This is a genomic window from Salinicola rhizosphaerae (assembly GCF_014652715.1).
Lineage (GTDB): Bacteria > Pseudomonadota > Gammaproteobacteria > Pseudomonadales > Halomonadaceae > Salinicola > Salinicola rhizosphaerae.
The window spans coordinates 96,704-116,280 of record NZ_BMZI01000003.1 but is presented as its reverse complement, the minus strand read 5'-3'; the positions used below and the strand labels follow the sequence as shown (position 1 = coordinate 116,280).

Genomic DNA, 19,577 nt, shown 5'->3' with positions numbered 1-19,577 from the left:
ATGCTGTGTCCTTCCCCGACGACATTACCGGAGCCCTGGTCTTGGTAACCTCATCCGCTTCGTCCAGCGTGACCGGGCATCCGCCCGCGGCACTGGCCATCTTCGATCTCGACGACACGCTGCTCGACGGCGACTGCACCCAGCTCTGGCTCGAGTGGATCATCGCTTGCGGCTGGGTTGAGGATGGCGAGGCGATGATTCGGCAGATGCACGAGCACGATCGTCAGTATCATGCCGGCACGCTCGACATGGCAGCGCACCTGCGGTTTACGCTGTCGCCGCTCCAGGGGCGAACGCGTGACGAGGTTCGCGCGCAGGTCGAAGCGTTCGTCGAGCGCGCCGTGCGTCCGAGATTGATGGCTGGCGGCGTCGAGCGCTTGCATCAGCACGCCCGCGATGGCCACGCGACGCTGGTGATCTCCGCCTCCATGCACCATCTGGTCGAGCCGATCGCGCGGGCCATTGGCGCGGAAGGCGCGCTCGCCACGCTGCCCGAGTTCGACAGTGATGGTCGCTTCACCGGTGAGCCGACCGGCATCTTCACCTACCAACACGGCAAGCTCGAGGCATTCGAAGCCTGGCTGGCCAGTCACGAGACCGGCTTCGCCGAGGGTTGGGAGACCTGGGGCTACAGCGACTCCTTCAATGACCTGCCGCTGCTCGAATTCGTCGATCATCCCCATGCTACCCAACCCGACGCTCGACTGCGCGAGACCGCGAAGATGCGTGGGTGGCCGATTCTCGAATGGCGGTCATGATGGCGTGAAGGGATCGAGACAGGCGTGGCCGCAGATCAAACGCTTTCATGCAGTGCGACGAGTGATGCAGTGCGTTCTTGGATATGCGCTGTTTGTGACTCTATTGGGTTTATCGGCGCTAACTCCCCGATCGGGAGTTGCCGCGGAGCCACTGCGACTGGGTTTCGATATTCCCTATAAGGTGATTGAAGACCCCACTGCGGATAAGACACTCGATGAGATGTTGACGGCGCTAGCCAATCCGTCGGTCAGTCTTCAGCATGGCCTCTTCTCACGCGGCTACACTTCCAGTGCATTCTGGCTTGAGATCAGGGTCCCGGCGTCGATGTTCGGCGATCAGCCGCGTCTTCTGCAGATCAAGCCAAATTTTCTCGACGACGTGCGAATTTTTTATCGTCCGATAGTAGCCGGTGCGCACACCACCGGGCAGTGGCATGAGCGACGGTTCGGGGACAGGCTGTCAGGCCCACGTGGGGATATCGACTATCGATTTTCAGTCATGGCGTTGCCCCCACCCCCGGCTGCAGGTCAAAGCGCACCGAGTGGCTATGAAATAGTTATCAGAGTGGCAAGCACCAGCGCAGTGCTGTTACGACTTGGCTTCTGGCAAGAACAATTCTTTCTCGAGCAGGCAGCGAAAACGTCCTCTTTCTACGCGTTTTACTTTGGGTTGGCGATCATCTCCAGCCTGTTGGCATTGGTGCTGTCAGTCACCTTCAAAAGCCGTCTGCTTTGGTCCGTCACGGCGACGTCGATTCCCTTTCTGACAATGGCGTGTATTGAAGGCTATTTCTCTTGGCTTATGCCAAGTTTTGGCCATCTGATTCAACATTATCTCACCAGCGTGCTGACGCTCGCTCTTTATACATGCACTTTATGGTTGCCTGCCGAAGCGATCGATCTGCGGCGCCGTCTCCCGTCTATCTATCGGCTTTTTATCTATTGCTGTGCGCTGACAATACTTCTGCTGTTCAGTATTCCTCTTGGTTTTTATGGTCTCGCTGTTCGGATTCAGGCCGTTGTTTATCTTGTCACGAGTGTCGTTTTTATTGTTGCTTTCTTTTTTCTCTGGTATCGCGATCGGTTTGATACCGTGAGATTGGTGCTGAGTCTGGGACCTTTCGTTTTTTTAATCATCTCCTTTTACGGAGTGTTGGCACTAGCTGGTTGGCTTCCGTTTCCGATCGAGGTCTATCATGTCTGGCAATACACACTGATCGTCAATATGCTATTGGTCATGGGTATTGCCGTGCATCAGATTCGTCGGCAACAAAAGGAGGTGAGAGAGAGAGCTCAATTGGCGCGCGAACTTCAGGTCGAACGAGAAGCTGCATTCCATCAGCGGCAGTTCATGGGTATGGTCGCTCACGAGTTTCGTACACCACTGGCTGTCATTGCAGCCAGTCTGGAAAATCTACGCAGCATTGGTTTCGATGATATGAATCTTGCGCGGCGGCATGATCGTATCGGTAGGGCGACGGAACGACTGGTTCAGCTGACCGATAATTGCTTGGCAGATGCGCGGATTTCTGCAGACAGCCTGATTTTGATGAAGCAATCGACCGACCTTAGGCCGATTATATCGTCGGCCGTAGCCATGGTGCAGTTTTCGGATAACCATCGCTGGAGGTTGCTCGAGGATGAGGCACTGGTCGAAAGCACAGTCACGTTGGAAGCTAAATCCAGCCCAAGAATAACGGCTGACCCGGCGCTGTTGCGAATTGCCGTCTCCAACGTGATCGATAATGCCGTTAAATATAGTGAGGGCGGGTTGATAGAGGTGCGTTTAAAACGTGCTTTACATGCCTGGACGATTTCCATTCAGGATCAGGGCAGGGGTATTTCAACGGATCGAGTCGAGATCATCTTCGAACGCTATCGCCGAGTCGAAAGTTCGAACGCCTCGGTGTCGGGTTTTGGGTTGGGGCTTTTCGTCAGCCGGCAAATCGCTCGCGCACACGGTGGTGAGCTGGCGCTCGTGTCCAACTCGCCAAACGGCTGTCGTTTCGAGTTTACTTTACCCTGTCACCCACTGGAGTCGTAGTTGCCGATGACGACATCATTGCCGCGAATCGCGATTGTCGAGGATAACGACGATCTACGAGAGGAACTGCGTTTCTACTTATCCAATCAAGGGTTCTTGGTATGGGATGCCGCTAACGCCGAAATATTCTGGAAGCAGCTGCATCGCCACCCGGCAGACATCGTGTTGATCGATATCGGGTTGCCGGGCGAAGACGGTTTCAGCATGCTGGAGTTTCTTCACCAGATGCCAGGCATCGGCCGGGTCGTCATGACCGCTCGAGGTGGTCAACAAGATCGGCTCAGAGGTCTGGATCTGGGAGCGGATCTTTTTCTGGTCAAGCCGGTCAACTTCTCGGAATTGGCGGTTTCACTGAAAGAGTTGGGCAAACGCCTTCAAGAAGCAAAAGGTTTACAAAACGGTTCATCGCCCGATGAGAAGAGCGGCAATTGGCGGCTTCGTCTGGCTGATGCCTGCCTCATCACGCCGTCAGGATTGATGCTGCATCTTTCGCCGCAGGAATTGACGTTACTCGATATCCTGATACCTGCCGCCAATCACGTTTTTCCTAGAGAGTTGTTGCATGATCGCCTGTTTACATACGTTGACGAGGTCGACAATCATAGGATCGATGTCATCCTGAGCCGATTGCGCCAGAAGGCGCGTCAGCAGGGAATTTATCTGCCCATTCGTTCTATCTTCGGTAAAGGGATCGTATTTACTGACGAGGCGGCGTCCTGACGGAACCTTTTCCTTTCGAAACGCGAATTCTTGCGTTTCAGCGATGAATCACCGACCGTGAGCGTTTTTTATGATTCTTGGACTAAATAATTACTAATCGTAACTCTATAAAAACAAAGAGAAACTTTTGCTGACATCCGTCATGTCGAGAGATTTGAGAGAAGTGAGACTGACACCCCAGTTTTGCTTGATGTCTGCTTCCCGTAGGGATCACGGGAGGGGACACCAACATGAATCGAATTTATCGCGTCGTCTGGAATCACAACAAAAGAACCTGGCAGGCCGCCTCGGAGCTCTGTCGACGGCGTCAAGGCGCATCAGGCCAAAGTGGAGCGGAAGTGACGGCCGACGCTAGCCAGTCGAGTCGCGCACGAGTCTGGGCCGGTGTCGGCGTGGCGCTGATCTGGTTGCCGATGAGTCCGGCCGCGATCGCCAATCAGTGCACGACGATACCGCAGAACGCCACTACTACCTGCACGATCAACGAAAACCAGAGTGGTCACGAGGTCGTCGCCTGGAATGCTGGTGGCACCGATTACACCGTGACCAACACGGTCGCGCAGACGCGTACGCTGAGCGCGGACAAGCAAATCTACGGTCTCTACTACTACGTCGGCGGCGGCACGCCGACTCGCGACAAGCATCCGGCGGGTTATCCCGCCGGCACCTTGACCATCAACAACGGCGTCGCCGACGGAGATGGCAACATCACCAACGACCGCGCCACCATTCATATAAGCGGTGATCGTTCCGGCGCCAACAACTTCCCCGAGCAGGTCTTCGCCATTCGCGCCCAGGGCACGGGTAGCAACGGTGTAGAGCCGGATGATCAAGGTGCCGATGGCGGACGCGGTGGCGATGGTGGCTTCATCACGATCAACAATTATTCCGCCATCACCATCGAGGGTAATGCCGATTTCGGCGGTATCGGCATGGTCGCGGGGCTATTTGCCCAGAGTCACGCAGGCAACGGCGGCCCCTTCAACAGAGCCGCGCTCGGCGATCAGTTGAGCGGCAATGGAGGCGATAGCAAGACCGTAACCGTTCTCAATGAAGCGCCAATTACCATCGGTTCGTCGGCCGATGACTTCGAGGGCAGCGATCTCGCTCGAACGATCAGCGCGGAAGCCATCGGCGGCCGGGGCGGCGATGGAGCGGATGGCACGGGCCAGGCCGGCGCCGGTGGGACCGGCGGTGTTGTCAACGTCACCAATAAGGGGGATCTGACGCTTTACTATCGCGAAACCGGCAACGGCGCCTATGGCGTGCAGGGTATATTCGCTCGCAGCAGTGGCGGCAACGGCAGCGGCTCGGAAGACAACAGCGACCCCGGTGGCAAGGGCGAGGATGGAAGGGAGATCACCATCGACAACCGCGGTGACATCACCCTGGTTAAGAGCGGCAATGCGGCCGTGGGCAGTTACGAGTCCGCCGGCATTCTGGCGGTGTCTCATGGCGGTGACGGCGGCTATTCTGCTGACGAGACCACAGGCGGTGTCGGGGGAGCTGGCAGTGCCCAGCGCAATGAGGGTGGGCAGGACACCCCCGGCGTCACTCTGGTCGAGCATTCTACCGGCAAGATTGCAGTCTCCGGGGAAAACGTAAGCGGAATCGTTGCGCGCTCCTATGGCGGCAACGGAGGCGATGGCAACGGTCACAGCGAATCCAAAGGTGGCGCTGGCGGCTATGGCGGGAGAATCCAGCTCAATCTTCTGGACAGTGGCATCGTCGAGACAGATGGCGATCGCGGTTACGGCCTGCTGGCGCAGTCGATCGGTGGCATCGGCGGCGGTAACGCCGGTAAAGCTGGCAAGGGCGGCAACGGCGGCAGTGTCGGTGTCTACGCTACGTCGGACACGCAGATCGAGACCCAAGGCGACTACGCCGCGGGTATCACGCTGCACTCGGTCGGCGGGGGCGGTGGTACCGGCGACGATTTCGTCAAGGTTCTCTACGGCAACGCTGGCAACGGCGGTAACGGCGGCAACGCCGAAAAGGTGACCACGACCAGTGGCGCCGACATCACCACCCACGGCGATCACGCCTACGGCTTCCTGGCCCAGGCCATCGGTGGCTCCGGGGGTACCGGTGGAACCGGCGCCGCGGTGATCGCGCTGGGTGGCAGCGCCGGTGGCGGCGGCAGCGCGGCGGATGTCGAGCAGAACAATACCGGCGACATCACCACCGAAGGTGACTACTCGATCGGGGTGCTGGCGCAATCGATCTCCGGCGGCGGCGGCGCAGGCGGCAGCAGCGGTGGAGCGGTGTCCGTAGGCGGTGGCGCCGGGGATGGGGCCAATAACGCCAGCACTGCCTACGTCACCAACAGTGGCGATGTCACGACATCGGGCGATGCGGCTTCGGGCATCGTCGTGCAGGCGATCGGCGGCGGCGGCGGGATCGGCGGTGGCGCGGCGGGGGTTGCGGTGGTCGGCGGGAGCGGAAGCGCCGGCGGCTATGGCGGCCAGGCGGAGATATTCCACGTGGGCGGCGACGTGTCCACGCAGGGCGACTCCGCCTACGGCCTCGTGGCGCAGTCGATCGGTGGTGGCGGAGGAAACGGTGGCGACGTGTTCAATCCCTCCGTGGGCGCCGGTGTCGGCGTCGGCGGCTCGGGCAGCGGCGGCGGCGATGGCAAGGTGGCGTGCGTCACCAACAGCTATGATGGCTGCGGCGGTCTGCCGAGCGTCTCGAATCCCGGCGGCGAAACCACCGATCCCGACTCGGCGGCGCCGGAGAGCGGCACCGGCAGCGCGATCAGCACGGCCGGGTCATTCGCCCACGGCGTCATCGTGCAGTCGATCGGCGGCGGCGGGGGCAACGGCGGCAATGTCGATGCCGCTTCGGCCTTGAGCGTGGCGACCGTGGCCGTTGGCGGGAGCGGGTCCGGCGGCGGTGCCGGTGGCGCGGCCAGCGCCGATTTCCGTGAGCTCGAGTTGACGACCACCGGCCAGAACGCCAAGGGAATCATGGTCCAGTCGATCGGCGGCGGGGGAGGCAACGGCGGCAACGCCTTGGCGGCCGATGGCCTGACACCGATCGCGATCCAGATCGGCGGCAACGCCGGCGAAGAGACTGAAGACGACAGCGACGTCAACAAGGGAGGTACCAGCCAACTCGACTTGTACAGCAGCGTCGTGACCACCCGCGGCGCCAACGCCGGAGCCGTTCTGGTGCAGTCGATCGGTGGCGGCGGCGGTAGCGGTGGCGCCTCCAGCGGCTACGATGCTTCGGTAGGGGTGACACTCGATACCGCGCTGGGCGGCACCGGGGGAGCCGGTGGAAAAGGCGGCGAGGCCGTCGCGCGATTGACCGACAGTATGATCCAGACCGGGTTCGACGAGGCGGGTGCGGCGCTGGGTGTCGAGGCATCCTCTTCGCATGGCGTCACGGTGCAGTCGATCGGCGGCGGCGGCGGGAGCGGCGGCACCGCGGCGGCCCATGCGCTGAGCGTGGCCGTGCCAACCGGTGAAGGGGCGTCGCTGGCGGCTTCCGCTGCGACCGCGCTGGGAGGCAAGGGGAACAAGGGCGGCGCAGGTGGCGAGGCGAGTGTCGAGCTGCACGGTAGCAGCCTGGTGCAGACCGGCGGTGACGGTTCTCATGGCGTGCTGGCGCAGTCGGTCGGCGGGGGGGGCGGGGACGGGGGGAGCGCTTCCAGCACCGCCGGGACCGTGGGTATCGCCGATACCGATTCCATTCAGCTGTCGACGGCGCTGGGCGCTGGCGGTTCCCCGGGTGGCACGGGCGGCGAGGTCAGCGTGTGGTTAGCCGACACGTCAGCCATCGCCACCTGGGGCGACAATGCCAATGCGATTCTGGCGCAGTCCGTGGGTGGTGGCGGTGGCGACGGCGGGATCGGCAACGCGGGCAGCCGGCAGATCGGCGGCGGTGTCAGCGTCAAGGCCAAAATCGGTCTCGGCGGCGCTGGCGGCGACGGCAACAGTGGTGGCGATGTCGCGCTCTCGCTCGACTCCGGCACGCAGATCGACACCCATGGTTCGGGGTCTCGCGGGGTCGTCGCACAATCCGTTGGCGGGGGCGGCGGAACCGGGCAAGGCGGCAATATCGGTCTGGGTGTCGGCTTCTCGGTCGGCGGTGGCGGCGACGCCGACGACGTGCCGGACGCAGACAATCCCGGCTCGACCACGACCACGCCCGACGACACGCAGAGCGACCCTACCGACATCAAGCTCACTTTCGGCCTCAGCGTGGGCGCCAGCGGCGGCTCCGGCAGTGTCGGTGGCGATATCTCATCGAAGAACGGCCTCAACGCGACGATCAACACCGAGGGCGGCGATGCCGATGGCGTGCTGCTTCAGTCGGTAGGCGGCGGCGGTGGTCTGGCCGGTTCGGCGGGCAACGACATCGCTGACGAAAGCGATGACGACTCGGACGACCCGGACGACGATCCGGCGACCCTGAGCGTGACAGCTGCGATCGGAGGCAATGGCGCCAGTGGCGGCGACGGCGGTGATATCGGCGGGGACCAGCCGATCAGCTTCAACACCACCATCACCACACACGGCGACTGGGCCGACGCGATCGTCGCGCAGTCGATCGGTGGCGGCGGCGGGATAGGTGGAACGGCGCTGGCCAAGGGGTCGAACGCGAAGGCGGATCTGGACATGGCGGTCGGCGGCAAGGGCGGCGGCGGCGGTGACGGCGGCAATATCAACGTGTTCTTCAACGATATCGGCGGCCGTTCCCGCGTGGCCACCCATGGCTACGCGGCCCACGGTGTGCTGCTGCAGTCTGTCGGCGGCGGCGGCGGCCAGTCCGGCGATGGCTCTGAGCAGGCGGGTGGGCGAATCTCGGTGGGCGGAAGTGTCGGCCGCGACGGCGGACCAGCGGGCAAAGGCGGCGATATCACCATCGGCAACGGCAGCTTCCTGCGGGTCAATACCGACGGCGACGATGCCTACGGTATCATGGCGCAGTCTGTCGGCGGCGGTGGTGGCGTCGGCGGCAGCGGCAGTTCGAGCCAGTCCGACCTGCGTCTCGATCTTGATCTCGAGGTGGCCGTTGGTGGCAGCGGTGGGGCTTCCGGCAACGGCGGCCAGGTCGACCTGACTACAGGAACACAGTTGCAGACTTTCGGAGATCGCGCGTTCGGCATCGTGGCGCAGTCGATCGGCGGTGGTGGCGGTATCGGCGGGGCAGCTTCTACCGACAGCCTGCTTAGCGTGGAGTTGGGTTCCGACGCGCTGGGTGCCAGCGGGAACGGTGGACAGGTATTTGTTGACGTGACCAGTGGCAGTATTGCGACATCCGGCGAAGGTGCGCACGCGATCATTGCGCAGTCGGTGGGCGGTGGCGGCGGTATCGCCGGCAACATCAGCGGTAATCAAATATCCACCCAGCGGGTCGGCTTCGGGACTGGCAGTGGTCCTTCGGGTGACGGTGAATATGTCTCCGTGACGACAGATGCCGCGATCACCACGACCGGTGACGGTGCCTATGGGATCATCGCGCAATCCATTGGCGGCGGCGGTGGCTTATATGGAGGTAGCGACGGCACCCTGCATGCAGGCGCCACGGGTAACGCAGAGGCGTCGGGCGGTAATGTCGACGTGACGCAGCGCGGAACCCTGACGACTCAGGGCGTCAACTCCTACGGGATCTTCGCCCAGTCGATGGGGTCACGCTATAACGGCAAGATCAGCGTGAACGTCGAGGGTCAGGTCTCGGGGGGCAGCAAAAACGGTGCCGCGGTCGCCTTTAGCGAAGGGCAGGGCAACGTGCTGACCGTGGGCAAGGAAGGCGTCATCAGTGCCGGCGGCGGGACAGATGGCACGGCGCGTGGCTCTGCCGTCCTGTTCAGCACTCAGGCCAGCTACTTGCCGACCCTGGCGATTCACAATCAGGGTGCGATCTATGGCGGCATTCACGCCTACGGCGGCAGCCAGAGCCTGGACGGCAGCGGTACGGTATCCGAAGGTTTGGCGCCGGTGGCGCTGCTGGTCGTGCTGCCCGAACCCAGCATTCAGATTGATAATGCCTCCGGCGCGACTTGGCTGCTGGAGAACGTATCGCAGGCCGATCTCGTCAACGCGGGCACGGTGGGCGTGCTGAGTAGCGCGGACGAGGGTACGACCGGCGGTAACGTTGCGACGCTGACCGGCGATTTCGAACAGACCGACAGCGGTCGCCTGAGGATCGCCGCCGATTTCGAACAGGGTACGGCTGATCGACTGGATATCGACGGCGACGCGACGCTCGACGGCCGAGTCGAGGTGCTCGCCTCGACCCTCGCGCCCACGCAGGCCATCGATGTGCTCAGCGTCTCGGGGGCGACCACCGGGTCGCTCGATGTCGTGGATACGCCAGCGGTCGACTTCATGAGCGAAGTTGAGGATGGCGTGACGCGAGTCGGTATTGCAGACACCCGCTTCGCTTCCGCGTTCGATGGACTCGACGACAACCAGCAGGCGGTGGGCGAGCGTCTCGATGCGCTCTACGACGAAGGGGCAACCAACGGCTTCGCAGCGCTGCTAGGGCAGGTGAACGCGCTCTCGACTGATGAAGATGGTGGTGAGCGCTACGCCGAGGGGCTGGCGTCGATGTCGATGGGCAGCGCCCAGGCGATCGCTGCGGCACAGGTGATGCAGACGAGCTCGTGGCTGGATGACGCCATGGAGTGCGGCGTGCGCGCCGGCGCGGTGGTGACCGAGAACGGTGGCAACTGTTTCTGGGCGGGCGTGGCCACTGACAATCTCAGTCAGGACGGCACCGGCGGGTATCAGGGCGACATCCGCGGGGTTGGCTTCGGTGGCCAGATCCGCGTCGCGCCGGCGTTGACGCTCGGATTCACCGCTGGCGGCGGTGACGCCGATCTGGACGGGCGCGACGGCCTCTCCAGCGCCGAGGGCACATCAGGGTACGCCGGGATATCGCTGACCCGTGACATCGGCAATCTGGCACTCTCCGCCGGTTTGACCGGTAGCTATGGGGAATACGATACCGAGCGCCACATCCGGATTCCGGCGTTCGGCGCCACGGCCGAAGGCACCACGGACATCACGACCGTCGGCGCGCGGCTGCGCGCTGCCTATACGGCATCGCTGGGGGCGGCCTATCTCAAGCCGAAGCTCGATCTCGATCTGGTGCACGTGCGCGCCTCGGGCTATGACGAGAGCGGTGCCGGTATCTTGGATCTCGTGGTCGAGGACGCGAGTCAGACAGCGTTGATCACGACGCCAGCGCTGGAATTCGGGGCCGGCCTGCCGATCGGCAGCGCGTGGACGCTTGCCGGTTTCGGCGAAGCCGGGGTGAGCTTCTCCAGCGCGGATGACTGGGAGAGTCACGCCGACTTCAAGGGGGCAGAGAGCGATTCCCGCTTCAGTTCCACCGTCTCGATGCCCGACACGCTGGCCAGGTACGGTGCTGGAATCTCTCTTGGCAACGACAGCGGCTTCGAAGCGCGATTGGAATATCGCGGCGCGTCGGGAGATGGCTACGAGAGCGATGGTGGATTTGTGAAGCTGTCGAAAACGTTCTGATCGAGACGAGGAGAAAGATGGGCGCCGGCAGGGCGCCCATCTTGCGTCCACAAGGTTCAGTTGGACTCATCGATATCACCCCCATTGAAATAACTCACCACGCTATCGCATTGCGTCTCACGAAACTCGGGTATATCTTGTCAACCATGGTTTAAATTGATAACCGAGGCATCATCACGCCCCCAGACGTGGATCTGGCGTGGCGCCTGGTGCGCTCGTCATGTTGACGAAGCTCGAGTGATTTCCGTGTCCGATACGCTGATTGATTCCCAAAACGAGACGAGTTCGCCGCTGGGCCGCCGACGCTCTGCGGTTGGACGGTTCCTGCCGTTCTTCGGGCCGGCGCTGGTAGCCGCGGTCGCGTATATCGATCCGGGTAACTTCGCGACCAACATCGAGGCGGGTTCGCGCTACGGCTACGTGCTGCTGTGGGTGGTGCTCTGGGCCAATCTGATGGCGATGCTGATCCAGACCCTGTCAGTCCGCCTCGGGGTCGCCACCGGCAAGAATCTGGCGGAGATGATCCGTGAACGTTATCCGCGCCCATTGGTGTGGCTCTACTGGGTTCAGGCCGAACTGGTCGCGATCGCCACGGATCTCGCCGAATTTCTGGGGGCGGCGCTGGCATTCAACCTACTTTTCGGGCTCTCGATGCTGGAAGGTGCGCTGCTGACCGGTGCCATCACCTACGCGGCGCTTTACATGCAGCGCTTCGGGTTTCGTCTACTGGAGATCATCATCGGTAGCATGTTGTTGGCGGTGGCCGCCGGTTTCGTGGCGCAGATCGTGATGGGCCAGCCGGATGCGGCGCCGGCGCTGGAAGGGCTGCTGCTCCCCCATTTTCCGGACGGCTACGCGGTATTCCTTGCCGCCGGTATTCTCGGTGCCACGGTGATGCCTCACGTCATCTATCTGCATTCGTCGCTCTCTCAGCGGCGCGTTCCGGCCAAGACCGACGAGCAGCGCAAGCGCGCCATGCGCTATTACCGCTGGGACGTGATCATCGGCATGGGGATCGCCGGTATCATCAATCTGTCGATGCTGGCGCTGGCTGCTGCGGTCTTTTTCGACAACGGCCGTACCGGCGTGGCGTCGATCGAGCAGAGCTACCAGCTACTGGCGCCGCTGATGGACCGCGATCTGGCCAGTACGCTGTTCGGCTTCACGCTGCTGCTCGCGGGGCTGTCATCGTCGATCGTCGGCACCATGGCCGGCCAGGTGGTGATGCAGGGCTTCGTGGGATTCACGATCCCGATCTGGCTGCGACGTCTGCTGACCATGCTGCCGGCGATCGTGGTGATCATGCTCGGCTTCCCGGAGCAGCAGGTACTGGTGGCCAGTCAGGTAGTGTTGAGCTTCGGCATTCCCTTCGCGTTGATTCCGCTGATTCATTTCACGGCGCAGCACGGATTGATGGGCAATCTGGTCAATCGGCGCTGGGTCACGCTGCTGGGCTGTGTCATTGCCGCGATCATCATTGCGCTGAATGGGTATGTGTTGGCCTTTGAGTTGCTGTAGGCTGCCTTAACCGTGGCACAATGGCGGCCTGCCGCTGTGTTACCCCCATGCCCCACGACGAGAGCGCCATGTCTGCACCACGCCCACGCTACGCCCGTTTCGAACGGACGCGTCTCGACCATCAGCAGGAACTGGTGGAGGACTATGTGGAGGAGATCGCGCAGCTGCATCGTGATCATGGGGAAGCGCGGGCCAGCGATCTGGCGGAGCGTTTCGGCGTCAGCGCGGCCGCCGTCTCCAAGGTCATCGCCAAGCTCAAGCGCGACGGCCTGGCGGAGGCGCGGCCCTATCGCGGCGTCTTTCTTACCGACAAGGGGCGGGAGCTTGCCGAGAAGGTCGAGGCTCGCCACCAGCTGGTGCTGTCGACGCTTCTCAAGCTCGGCGTGCCGCCCCACGTTGCCGAAGCCGATTCCGAAGGGATCGAGCACCACTGCAGCGACGCCACCGTCGAGGCGATGCAGCGGTTTCTGGAAACCCAGTCTGACTGAAACGGGTGTTCCGGTGGGGGAGTTACGACTTTCGTGCTAGACTCCCGCGCTCGATCCGCTTCATGACTGTCATTCTCTCGGCCATTTCGATATGACCTCACAGCACATCAGCGTCATCGGTCAGATGACGCCACCCTAGGTTTTCGCCCCTCCTTCGCGCGTATTCTTGCGCGCCTGACGCTGCGCTCGAAGCGCTGGCGTCTCGTTTTGCCGTTCGGTTTTTACTCGACCTGACGTGCTTCTATTGGCAACTCGACTTACCTTTGTTCGACCCGAAGCAGGTGCCATGGCCGACCTCACTCGTTCACCGCCATGTCGGTGGCGGCTGCCGAGATCTATCGGCCAGGCGAGGCCTACTCCGTCTTTCGGTCTGTCATGAGGTGTTTCAAAGTCGGCCGCGATCTTTCAAGGAAATACAGATGCTCGATTCGATAAAACAACAGTGGTTCTCCAACGTTCGCGCCGACGTGCTGGCGGGTGCCGTCGTCGCGATGGCGCTGATCCCGGAGGCGATCGCCTTTTCGATCATCGCCGGTGTCGACCCGAAAATCGGTCTCTATGCGTCGTTCTCGATGGCGGTGGTGATCGCATTTGCCGGCGGTCGCCCGGCAATGATCTCGGCGGCGACCGGGGCGACCGCGCTGTTGATGACGACGCTGGTTCGTGATCATGGCCTGCAATATCTGCTGGCCACTGCCGTGCTGACCGGGCTTTTGCAGATCGTCTTCGGCTATCTCAAGCTCGGCAATCTGATGCGCTTCGTCTCGCGCTCGGTCGTGACAGGCTTCGTCAACGCGCTGGCCATTCTGATCTTCATGGCGCAGCTGCCGGAGCTGACCGGCGTGACCTGGCATGTCTATGCGATGACGGCTGCCGGACTCGGCATCATCTATCTCTTCCCTTACGTGCCGGTCATCGGCAAGGCGCTGCCATCGCCGCTGGTCTGCATCGTGGTGCTGACCGTCGTCTACATGGTCAGCGGTATGCACATTCATACGGTGGGCGACATGGGCGAGCTGCCGGATTCGCTGCCGATGTTCCTGTGGCCGGACGTGCCGCTCAACTTCGAGACGCTGACCATCATCTTTCCCTACTCGCTGGCGATCGCCGTGGTAGGCCTGCTCGAGTCGATGATGACGGCGACCATCGTCGATGAGCTGACCGATACCGACAGTGACAAGAACCGCGAGTGCAAGGGGCAGGGGCTGGCCAACGTCGTCTCCGGCCTGCTCGGCGGCATGGGCGGCTGCGCGATGATCGGCCAGTCGGTGATCAACGTGAAGTCGGGCGGCCGTACGCGGCTCTCGACGTTCGTCGCCGGTGTCTTCCTGCTGATTCTGGTGGTCTTCCTCGGCGATTGGGTGTCGCAGATTCCGATGGCCGCGCTGGTCGCGGTGATGATCATGGTCTCGATCGGCACCTTCAGCTGGGAGTCGATCCGCAACCTGCGCCGCCACCCGCTTTCGACCAACATCGTGATGCTCGCCACGGTCGCGGTGGTCGTGACCACGCATAATCTAGCGATCGGTGTACTGGTCGGTGTGCTGCTGGCGTCGCTCTTCTTCGCCAACAAGGTGGGCCAGATTCTCTACATCGGGAGTCGCATGGACGACGATGGCAAGACACGCAACTATGAGATCGTGGGGCAGGTGTTCTTCGCTTCGACCACGCGCTTCAACGCCGGTTTCGATTTCAAGGAGGCGATCGAGCATGTCACGATCGACGTCTCGCGCGCGCACTTCTGGGACATCACGGCCGTCGAGGCGCTCGACAACGTGGTGATCAAGTTCCGCCGCGAGGGGACCGAGGTCGAGGTCGTCGGCTTGAATCAGGCAAGCGCGACGCTGGTCGATCGGTTCGGGGTGCATGACAAGCCGGAGGCCGTCGAGAAGCTGATGGGGCACTAGCCCCATGGCTGCGCGAAGGAATTACGGCGTTGCGCGTTGCTGGGAACCCTCACATATACCCCATATGCTCGGATTCCTGCGCGGCGCGCGCCTTGTACTTCACATCGCTCGCCGATGGGATGCGAGGACCTGTCTTGTCTTCACCAGCGGTACGTCGGACCGTACCGTTCCCTAATCAGTCTTCAGGAGAGTTCCATGAGCGAACGCCACGTTCTGGCCTGTATCGATGATTCGCCCCATGCGCTTGGGGTTTGCGCGGCCGCCGGTTGGGCTGCCGGGCGGCTGGGGGCGCCGCTGGAGCTGATGCACGTGCTCGGTAAAACCACGACGGTGGAAAACCGAGATGCCAGCGGTCAGATCGGGTTAGGCAGCCGGGAGCATCTGCGCGAGCAGTTGACCGAGCTGGACGCGCAACGGGCCAGGCTGGCTCAGCAACACGGTCGGGAACTGCTGGAAGCGGCTAGTGCCCAGGTACGGCGCTCGCAGGGTGAGATCGCCGTAGAGACAGCGCTACGTCACGGCGACCTGATCGAATCTCTGGTGGCGCGCGAGGCGCAGACGCGGCTGGTCGTATTGGGCAAGCGTGGAGAATCGGCCGAAGAGGCGCAGGCGCATCTCGGCAGCAATCTCGAGCGTGTGGTGCGAACGCTGCAGACTCCGATTCTGGTCACGCCGGCGCGATTCGAAGCGCCGACGCGCTTGCTGCTCGCGTTCGATGGCAGTCGGACCACCCGCAAGGGCGTCGAAATGATCGCCGACAGCCCGTTGCTCAACGGTCTGGTCTGCCATGTCGTCATGGTCGGTGCCGGCACCGACGATCAGCGCGCACAGCTCGGCTGGGCGCTCGACCGACTGCGTGATGGGCAGGTGCAGGCGGAGGGCGAGATTGTCGCCGGTGAGGTCGACGAGGTCCTCGCCGATTATGCCCAGCAGCACGCCATTGATCTGACCATCATGGGCGCCTACGGGCACTCGCGTATTCGTCAACTACTCGTCGGCAGTACCACGACGGCCATGCTGCGTCAGACCTCGACGGCAGTGCTGGTGCTGCGCTGAGCCCCGCACCGGGCAGTCAGCCATGTGCCTGAGCCGCTCAATCCGCGTCTGGCTTGGGTGATGTGGATTGATGGGCAAGAAAGCGGCCCAATTTCTCGGGCTGGCTTTCGCCGACTCGGCAGAGCTGCGCGGCGGTCTCGGCGTACTGCATCAGCGTCGGTCGCATGAGTTGCAGGCGGTGGGCATCCTGCTCGTGGCGCTGGGCTTCCGTATTTAGCCATTCGAACAGGCGGGCCAGCCGGGTGTAATTGACATCGCCCCGGCCGGTATTGCCGCGCAGCGCGTCCACCGCCAGGCAGCGCATCACATTACGCTTGTTAGGGTCGAGACTCTCTTTTTCCAGCAGCGTTTCGGCATGCTGCACGAACTGCCCCATGAGCTGCGAGAGTTCGGCCGATTCGAGCTGGCGCTGAACCGCGCGCTGACTCTCCTGCAGCGCTTGCTGCTGCTGCCCCAAGCCGCGAGTCAGAATGATCAGCTGCACGCATAGCCATCCTGCCAGCACCAGTGCCAACAGATAGAGACCCAAAGGCGCCAGCGCCTGTGTCGGCAGCGGCCATGCGAGATCGCTGGCGAGCATGCCGCCGGCGGCCGTGGCGAGCAGCACGACCACGATCAGCGCGATGGAGAGACCGGATTTCATGGAGGATTCCGTCGGAAGGCGAGTGACGCCGATATCGCTCTATCGGCCGCTGTGCCGGAATCTTGACCGCTAGAACATGCCGCCATTGACCGCGATCACCTGCCGCGTGATGTAGGCCGCATCCTTCGAGCAGAGAAAGCTCACCGCGGCGGCGACATCGTCAGGCGTGCCGGCCCGCTGCATGGGAATCAGCCGACGTAGCTCTTCGGCCGACAGCGACTCGGTCATGTCCGTATCGATCCAGCCGGGCGCCACGCAATTGACCGTGATCCTGCGCTTGGCCAGCTCCACCGCCAGCGCCTTGCTGGCGCCGATGATACCCGCCTTGGCTGCGCTGTAGTTGACCTGGCCGCGGTTGCCGATCATCCCCGAAAGCGACGACAGCGTGACGATCCGCCCCGGTCTTCTGCGTCTGACCAAGGGCATTGCCAGTGGGTGCAGCACATTGTAGAAACCGTCCAGGTTGGTGCGCATCACGCTGTCCCAGTCGTGGTCGGTCAGCGCGGGGAAGGCATTGTCGGCCGTAATGCCGGCGTTGCAGACCACGCCGAAATAGCAGCCGTGCTCGGCGATGTCCGCCTCCAGGGTCTCACGTACCCGCTCGCGCTCGGTGACGTCGAAGTGGACGAGTCGCGCGCGCCGGCCGGTTGCCTCGACGGCTTCGCGTACCGCATCGATGTCGCTTCCCGGTCGACGACAGTGCAGGACCAGGTCGAAACCGTCCTGCGCGAGACGCTTCGCGATCGCGGCGCCCAGGCCCCGGTTGGCACCGGTGACGAGAATGGTGTCGGTGTCGGATGCGCTCATGCGACCTCGCTTGGCAGGGCTTGTTTGATGGGAAGGACTCGAGGCGACGACATATCGGCTTCGGGTTCGATAAGGCTTTAGCCGCCGGGCCGATAGAGCGTCAGCGAGCCCTCGGCCAGCGGCAAGGCGTCGGCGTCATCTGCCCAGTGCAGCGAGCCGTTTACCTGAGTAACGCCGTTGTCGGCGACGAAATCGACGTGAATCTCGACGCGCACGCGCCGATCAAAGGGGAACGTCGGCAGGCGACTGCGATAGCGCCGGCTGCCGAGCAGCAGGCCCGTTGCCGGTGATTCGCCTTGCGCCTCTGCGCGGTAGCCGGACCAGGCCGCCACGCTCTGCGCCAGCCATTCGATGCCGACCCAGGCGGGGATGCCGTCGACGGTGGCGAATAGATCGTCACGTCTCGTCAGCGCCTCGGTCGTCGCCGTGTCGTCGGTGGCCGCGAGCAAGCGCGTCAACAGGCACATGCCACGGGCGTGAGGAATCAGTGGCTCGATGGCACAGGGCAGCGTGCGTCGCGTCATGAATCGTCTTCCGGGGTGTCGGTACGCGACAGCAGCAGACTCGCGTTGCTGCCGCCGAAGGCAAAGCTCGAACTGAGCGCGTGACGTAGTGGCCGCTCGACTGGCGCCGTGATCAGCGGCAACGAGGCGATATCCGGGTCTTCATCGCCGTCGAAGACATGGCGCGGCAAGCGGGCGTGCGTCAGCGCCAGCCAGCAGAAGGCGGCCTCCAGCGCGCCGGCAGCGCCTAGCGTATGGCCAGTGAGCGCTTTGGTCGAGCTGCAGGCCGGCGGCGTCGGAAACAGTGCCGTGACCGCGGCGGACTCCATGGCATCGTTGAGCGGGGTGCCGGTGCCGTGGAGGTTGAGGTAGTCGATATCGCCAGGCGCGAGGCCGGCCATATCGAGCGCCTGGCGCATCGCGTCGACCGCGCCGCTGCCGTCCGGGCGCGGTGCCGAGATGTGATGGGCATCGGCGCTTTCACCGGCGCCAGCCAGCTGAATGCCGCCGGATTCCGAGGTGACCACGAACAGCGCTGCCGCCTCGCCGAGATTGATACCGTCGCGGTGCGCCGAAAACGGATGGCTCGGCCGGTCGCTGACAGCGTCCAGACTGGAAAAGCCGTTGACCGTGAGCTTGCACAGGCTGTCCGCGCCGCCCGCGATCACTGCATCGCACTGGCCGCTCTTGAGCAGGCGTCGGGCACTGGCGAGCGCTCTGGCGCTGGAGCTGCAGGCGGTCGAGAGCGCGTAACAAGGGCCATCGAGGCTCAGCCGCTCGGCGATGAAGCGCGCCGGTGCGCCGAGTTCCTGGCGCGCATAGTCGAACGTGGCCGGCAGCGGGCCTTCGCGACCGCTGGCGGCCAGGGCAAGCTCGGTTTCGCCGATACCCGAAGTACTGGTGCCGATGACCACGCCGATGCGTGACGACGGCCAGCGCGCCATGGCGCTGGCGATCTCGGGCTCGAGCTGCGCGAGCGCATGGGCGAGCAGGCGGTTGTTGCGCGAGCGGTGAGGTGTCGGCCAGTCGCGGTCGTCGGGCAGCGACGCGTCGACCTGGCCGAGCGGCAGCGGCCGGCCTGGCGTGAAGAGATCGCTCATCGTCAGCCCGCGCTCACCGGCAAAGAGCGCGTGGGCGATGGCAGCCTCGTCGCCGCCGAGCGAGCAGACGACCCCGGGGCGAGATAGGCGACAGGGAAAGGGGGCGGTCATGGGTCGCCATTCTCCTCGAACGGGGTGATCGTCAGCCGGTAATCGCCCTGACGATCGTCCAGGGTCAGCGTCTGCGGGTGGTTACGATCAGGCGCGGGCGTGATCCGCGCGGCAAGCTTGCCGTGATAGAAAATCTCGCGACTGGCGCCGTCCTCGCTGGCGCGCCATGCGCTGCCTTTGAAAACGTGCTGGAGGGCGTCCAGTGGCCACAGGCTCCACTCGAGTCGCGACGCAAGCCAGGCCGGCGGAATCGGCAGCGGTGGCTCGCCGGGGGCGTCGCCGGCTTCGAATTGGGCGCCATCGGCATCGCGTACCAGCGTGGTCAGGCGCTGGCCGTAAGGTGTGACCAGCACGGCACGCAGCTGTACTGGATCGATGCGGATGAAGGCGATCAGCGTCCGCGCCTCGCCGTCTTCCGGTATA

At 63.2% G+C, this 19,577-nt stretch carries 13 protein-coding genes and 1 pseudogene; 9 read left to right on the top strand and 5 right to left on the bottom strand.

Annotated elements, in window-relative coordinates:
- Positions 1-41: 41 nt before the first annotated feature.
- The 9 genes and pseudogenes from IE125_RS06740 to IE125_RS06705 all read left to right on the top strand — a co-directional run bounded on the left by IE125_RS06740 (position 42) and on the right by IE125_RS06705 (position 15,990).
- The gene (locus IE125_RS06740; protein WP_189443902.1) at positions 42-758 is read left to right on the top strand and encodes an HAD family hydrolase; all 717 of its coding nucleotides are present in this window, start codon (positions 42-44) and stop codon (positions 756-758) included.
- Positions 727-2,802: a sensor histidine kinase gene (locus IE125_RS06735; RefSeq protein WP_189443901.1), complete on the top strand. Its 2,076-nt coding sequence runs from the start codon at positions 727-729 to the stop codon at positions 2,800-2,802. Before IE125_RS06740 ends, IE125_RS06735 begins: the two co-directional genes overlap by 32 nt.
- A gap of 6 nt (positions 2,803-2,808) precedes the next feature.
- The gene (locus tag IE125_RS06730; RefSeq protein WP_189443900.1) at positions 2,809-3,522 is read left to right on the top strand and encodes a response regulator transcription factor; all 714 of its coding nucleotides are present in this window, start codon (positions 2,809-2,811) and stop codon (positions 3,520-3,522) included.
- A 230-nt stretch (positions 3,523-3,752) separates the two neighbouring features.
- Positions 3,753-3,857 (top strand): annotated as a pseudogene (locus IE125_RS19400) (ESPR domain-containing protein); the annotation flags it as partial.
- A gap of 3 nt (positions 3,858-3,860) precedes the next feature.
- The gene (locus IE125_RS19305) at positions 3,861-11,021 is read left to right on the top strand and encodes an autotransporter outer membrane beta-barrel domain-containing protein (RefSeq protein ID WP_373297382.1); all 7,161 of its coding nucleotides are present in this window, start codon (positions 3,861-3,863) and stop codon (positions 11,019-11,021) included.
- A gap of 246 nt (positions 11,022-11,267) precedes the next feature.
- Positions 11,268-12,539 carry an Nramp family divalent metal transporter gene (locus IE125_RS06720; protein ID WP_229808967.1) on the top strand — a complete coding sequence of 424 codons (1,272 nt, stop codon included), beginning with the start codon at positions 11,268-11,270 and terminating at the stop codon, positions 12,537-12,539.
- A gap of 68 nt (positions 12,540-12,607) precedes the next feature.
- Positions 12,608-13,027 carry a manganese-binding transcriptional regulator MntR gene (gene mntR / locus IE125_RS06715; protein WP_189443898.1) on the top strand — a complete coding sequence of 140 codons (420 nt, stop codon included), beginning with the start codon at positions 12,608-12,610 and terminating at the stop codon, positions 13,025-13,027.
- A 419-nt stretch (positions 13,028-13,446) separates the two neighbouring features.
- The gene (locus IE125_RS06710) at positions 13,447-14,934 is read left to right on the top strand and encodes a SulP family inorganic anion transporter (RefSeq protein WP_189443897.1); all 1,488 of its coding nucleotides are present in this window, start codon (positions 13,447-13,449) and stop codon (positions 14,932-14,934) included.
- Between the two features lie 195 nt (positions 14,935-15,129).
- Entirely contained in the window at positions 15,130-15,990 is an 861-nt protein-coding gene (locus IE125_RS06705; RefSeq protein WP_189443896.1) for a universal stress protein, read from the top strand.
- Between the two features lie 37 nt (positions 15,991-16,027).
- Here IE125_RS06705 and IE125_RS06700 read toward each other — a convergent pair whose 3' ends face one another.
- The 5 genes from IE125_RS06700 to IE125_RS06680 all read right to left on the bottom strand — a co-directional run.
- On the bottom strand, positions 16,028-16,633 hold the full coding sequence (locus IE125_RS06700) for a hypothetical protein (protein ID WP_189443895.1): 606 nt from the start codon (positions 16,631-16,633) through the stop codon (positions 16,028-16,030).
- A gap of 69 nt (positions 16,634-16,702) precedes the next feature.
- The gene (gene fabG / locus IE125_RS06695) at positions 16,703-17,440 is read right to left on the bottom strand and encodes a 3-oxoacyl-ACP reductase FabG (protein WP_189443894.1); all 738 of its coding nucleotides are present in this window, start codon (positions 17,438-17,440) and stop codon (positions 16,703-16,705) included.
- 77 nt (positions 17,441-17,517) lie between these two features.
- Positions 17,518-17,964 (bottom strand): hotdog family protein, encoded by a 447-nt coding sequence (locus IE125_RS06690; protein ID WP_189443893.1) that lies wholly within the window; start codon positions 17,962-17,964, stop codon positions 17,518-17,520.
- Positions 17,961-19,154, bottom strand: a complete 1,194-nt coding sequence (locus IE125_RS06685; protein ID WP_189443892.1) for a beta-ketoacyl-ACP synthase — start codon at positions 19,152-19,154, stop codon at positions 17,961-17,963. The genes IE125_RS06690 and IE125_RS06685 overlap by 4 nt, the downstream gene beginning before the upstream one ends.
- The coding region (locus IE125_RS06680; protein ID WP_189443891.1) for a DUF3261 domain-containing protein at positions 19,151-19,577 on the bottom strand (427 nt) is incomplete at its 5' end. The genes IE125_RS06685 and IE125_RS06680, both read right to left, overlap by 4 nt.

Excerpts from the sequence above, each read along its gene's own strand:
- mntR (WP_189443898.1), top strand. The coding sequence starts at position 12,608 with ATGTCTGCACCACGCCCACGCTACGCCCGTTTCGAACGGACGCGTCTC.
- IE125_RS06710 (WP_189443897.1), top strand. The coding sequence starts at position 13,447 with ATGCTCGATTCGATAAAACAACAGTGGTTCTCCAACGTTCGCGCCGAC.
- fabG (WP_189443894.1), bottom strand. The coding sequence starts at position 17,440 with ATGAGCGCATCCGACACCGACACCATTCTCGTCACCGGTGCCAACCGG.
- IE125_RS06730 (WP_189443900.1), top strand. The coding sequence starts at position 2,809 with ATGACGACATCATTGCCGCGAATCGCGATTGTCGAGGATAACGACGAT.
- IE125_RS06700 (WP_189443895.1), bottom strand. The coding sequence starts at position 16,633 with ATGAAATCCGGTCTCTCCATCGCGCTGATCGTGGTCGTGCTGCTCGCC.
- IE125_RS06690 (WP_189443893.1), bottom strand. The coding sequence starts at position 17,964 with ATGACGCGACGCACGCTGCCCTGTGCCATCGAGCCACTGATTCCTCAC.
- IE125_RS06705 (WP_189443896.1), top strand. The coding sequence starts at position 15,130 with ATGAGCGAACGCCACGTTCTGGCCTGTATCGATGATTCGCCCCATGCG.
- IE125_RS06685 (WP_189443892.1), bottom strand. The coding sequence starts at position 19,154 with ATGACCGCCCCCTTTCCCTGTCGCCTATCTCGCCCCGGGGTCGTCTGC.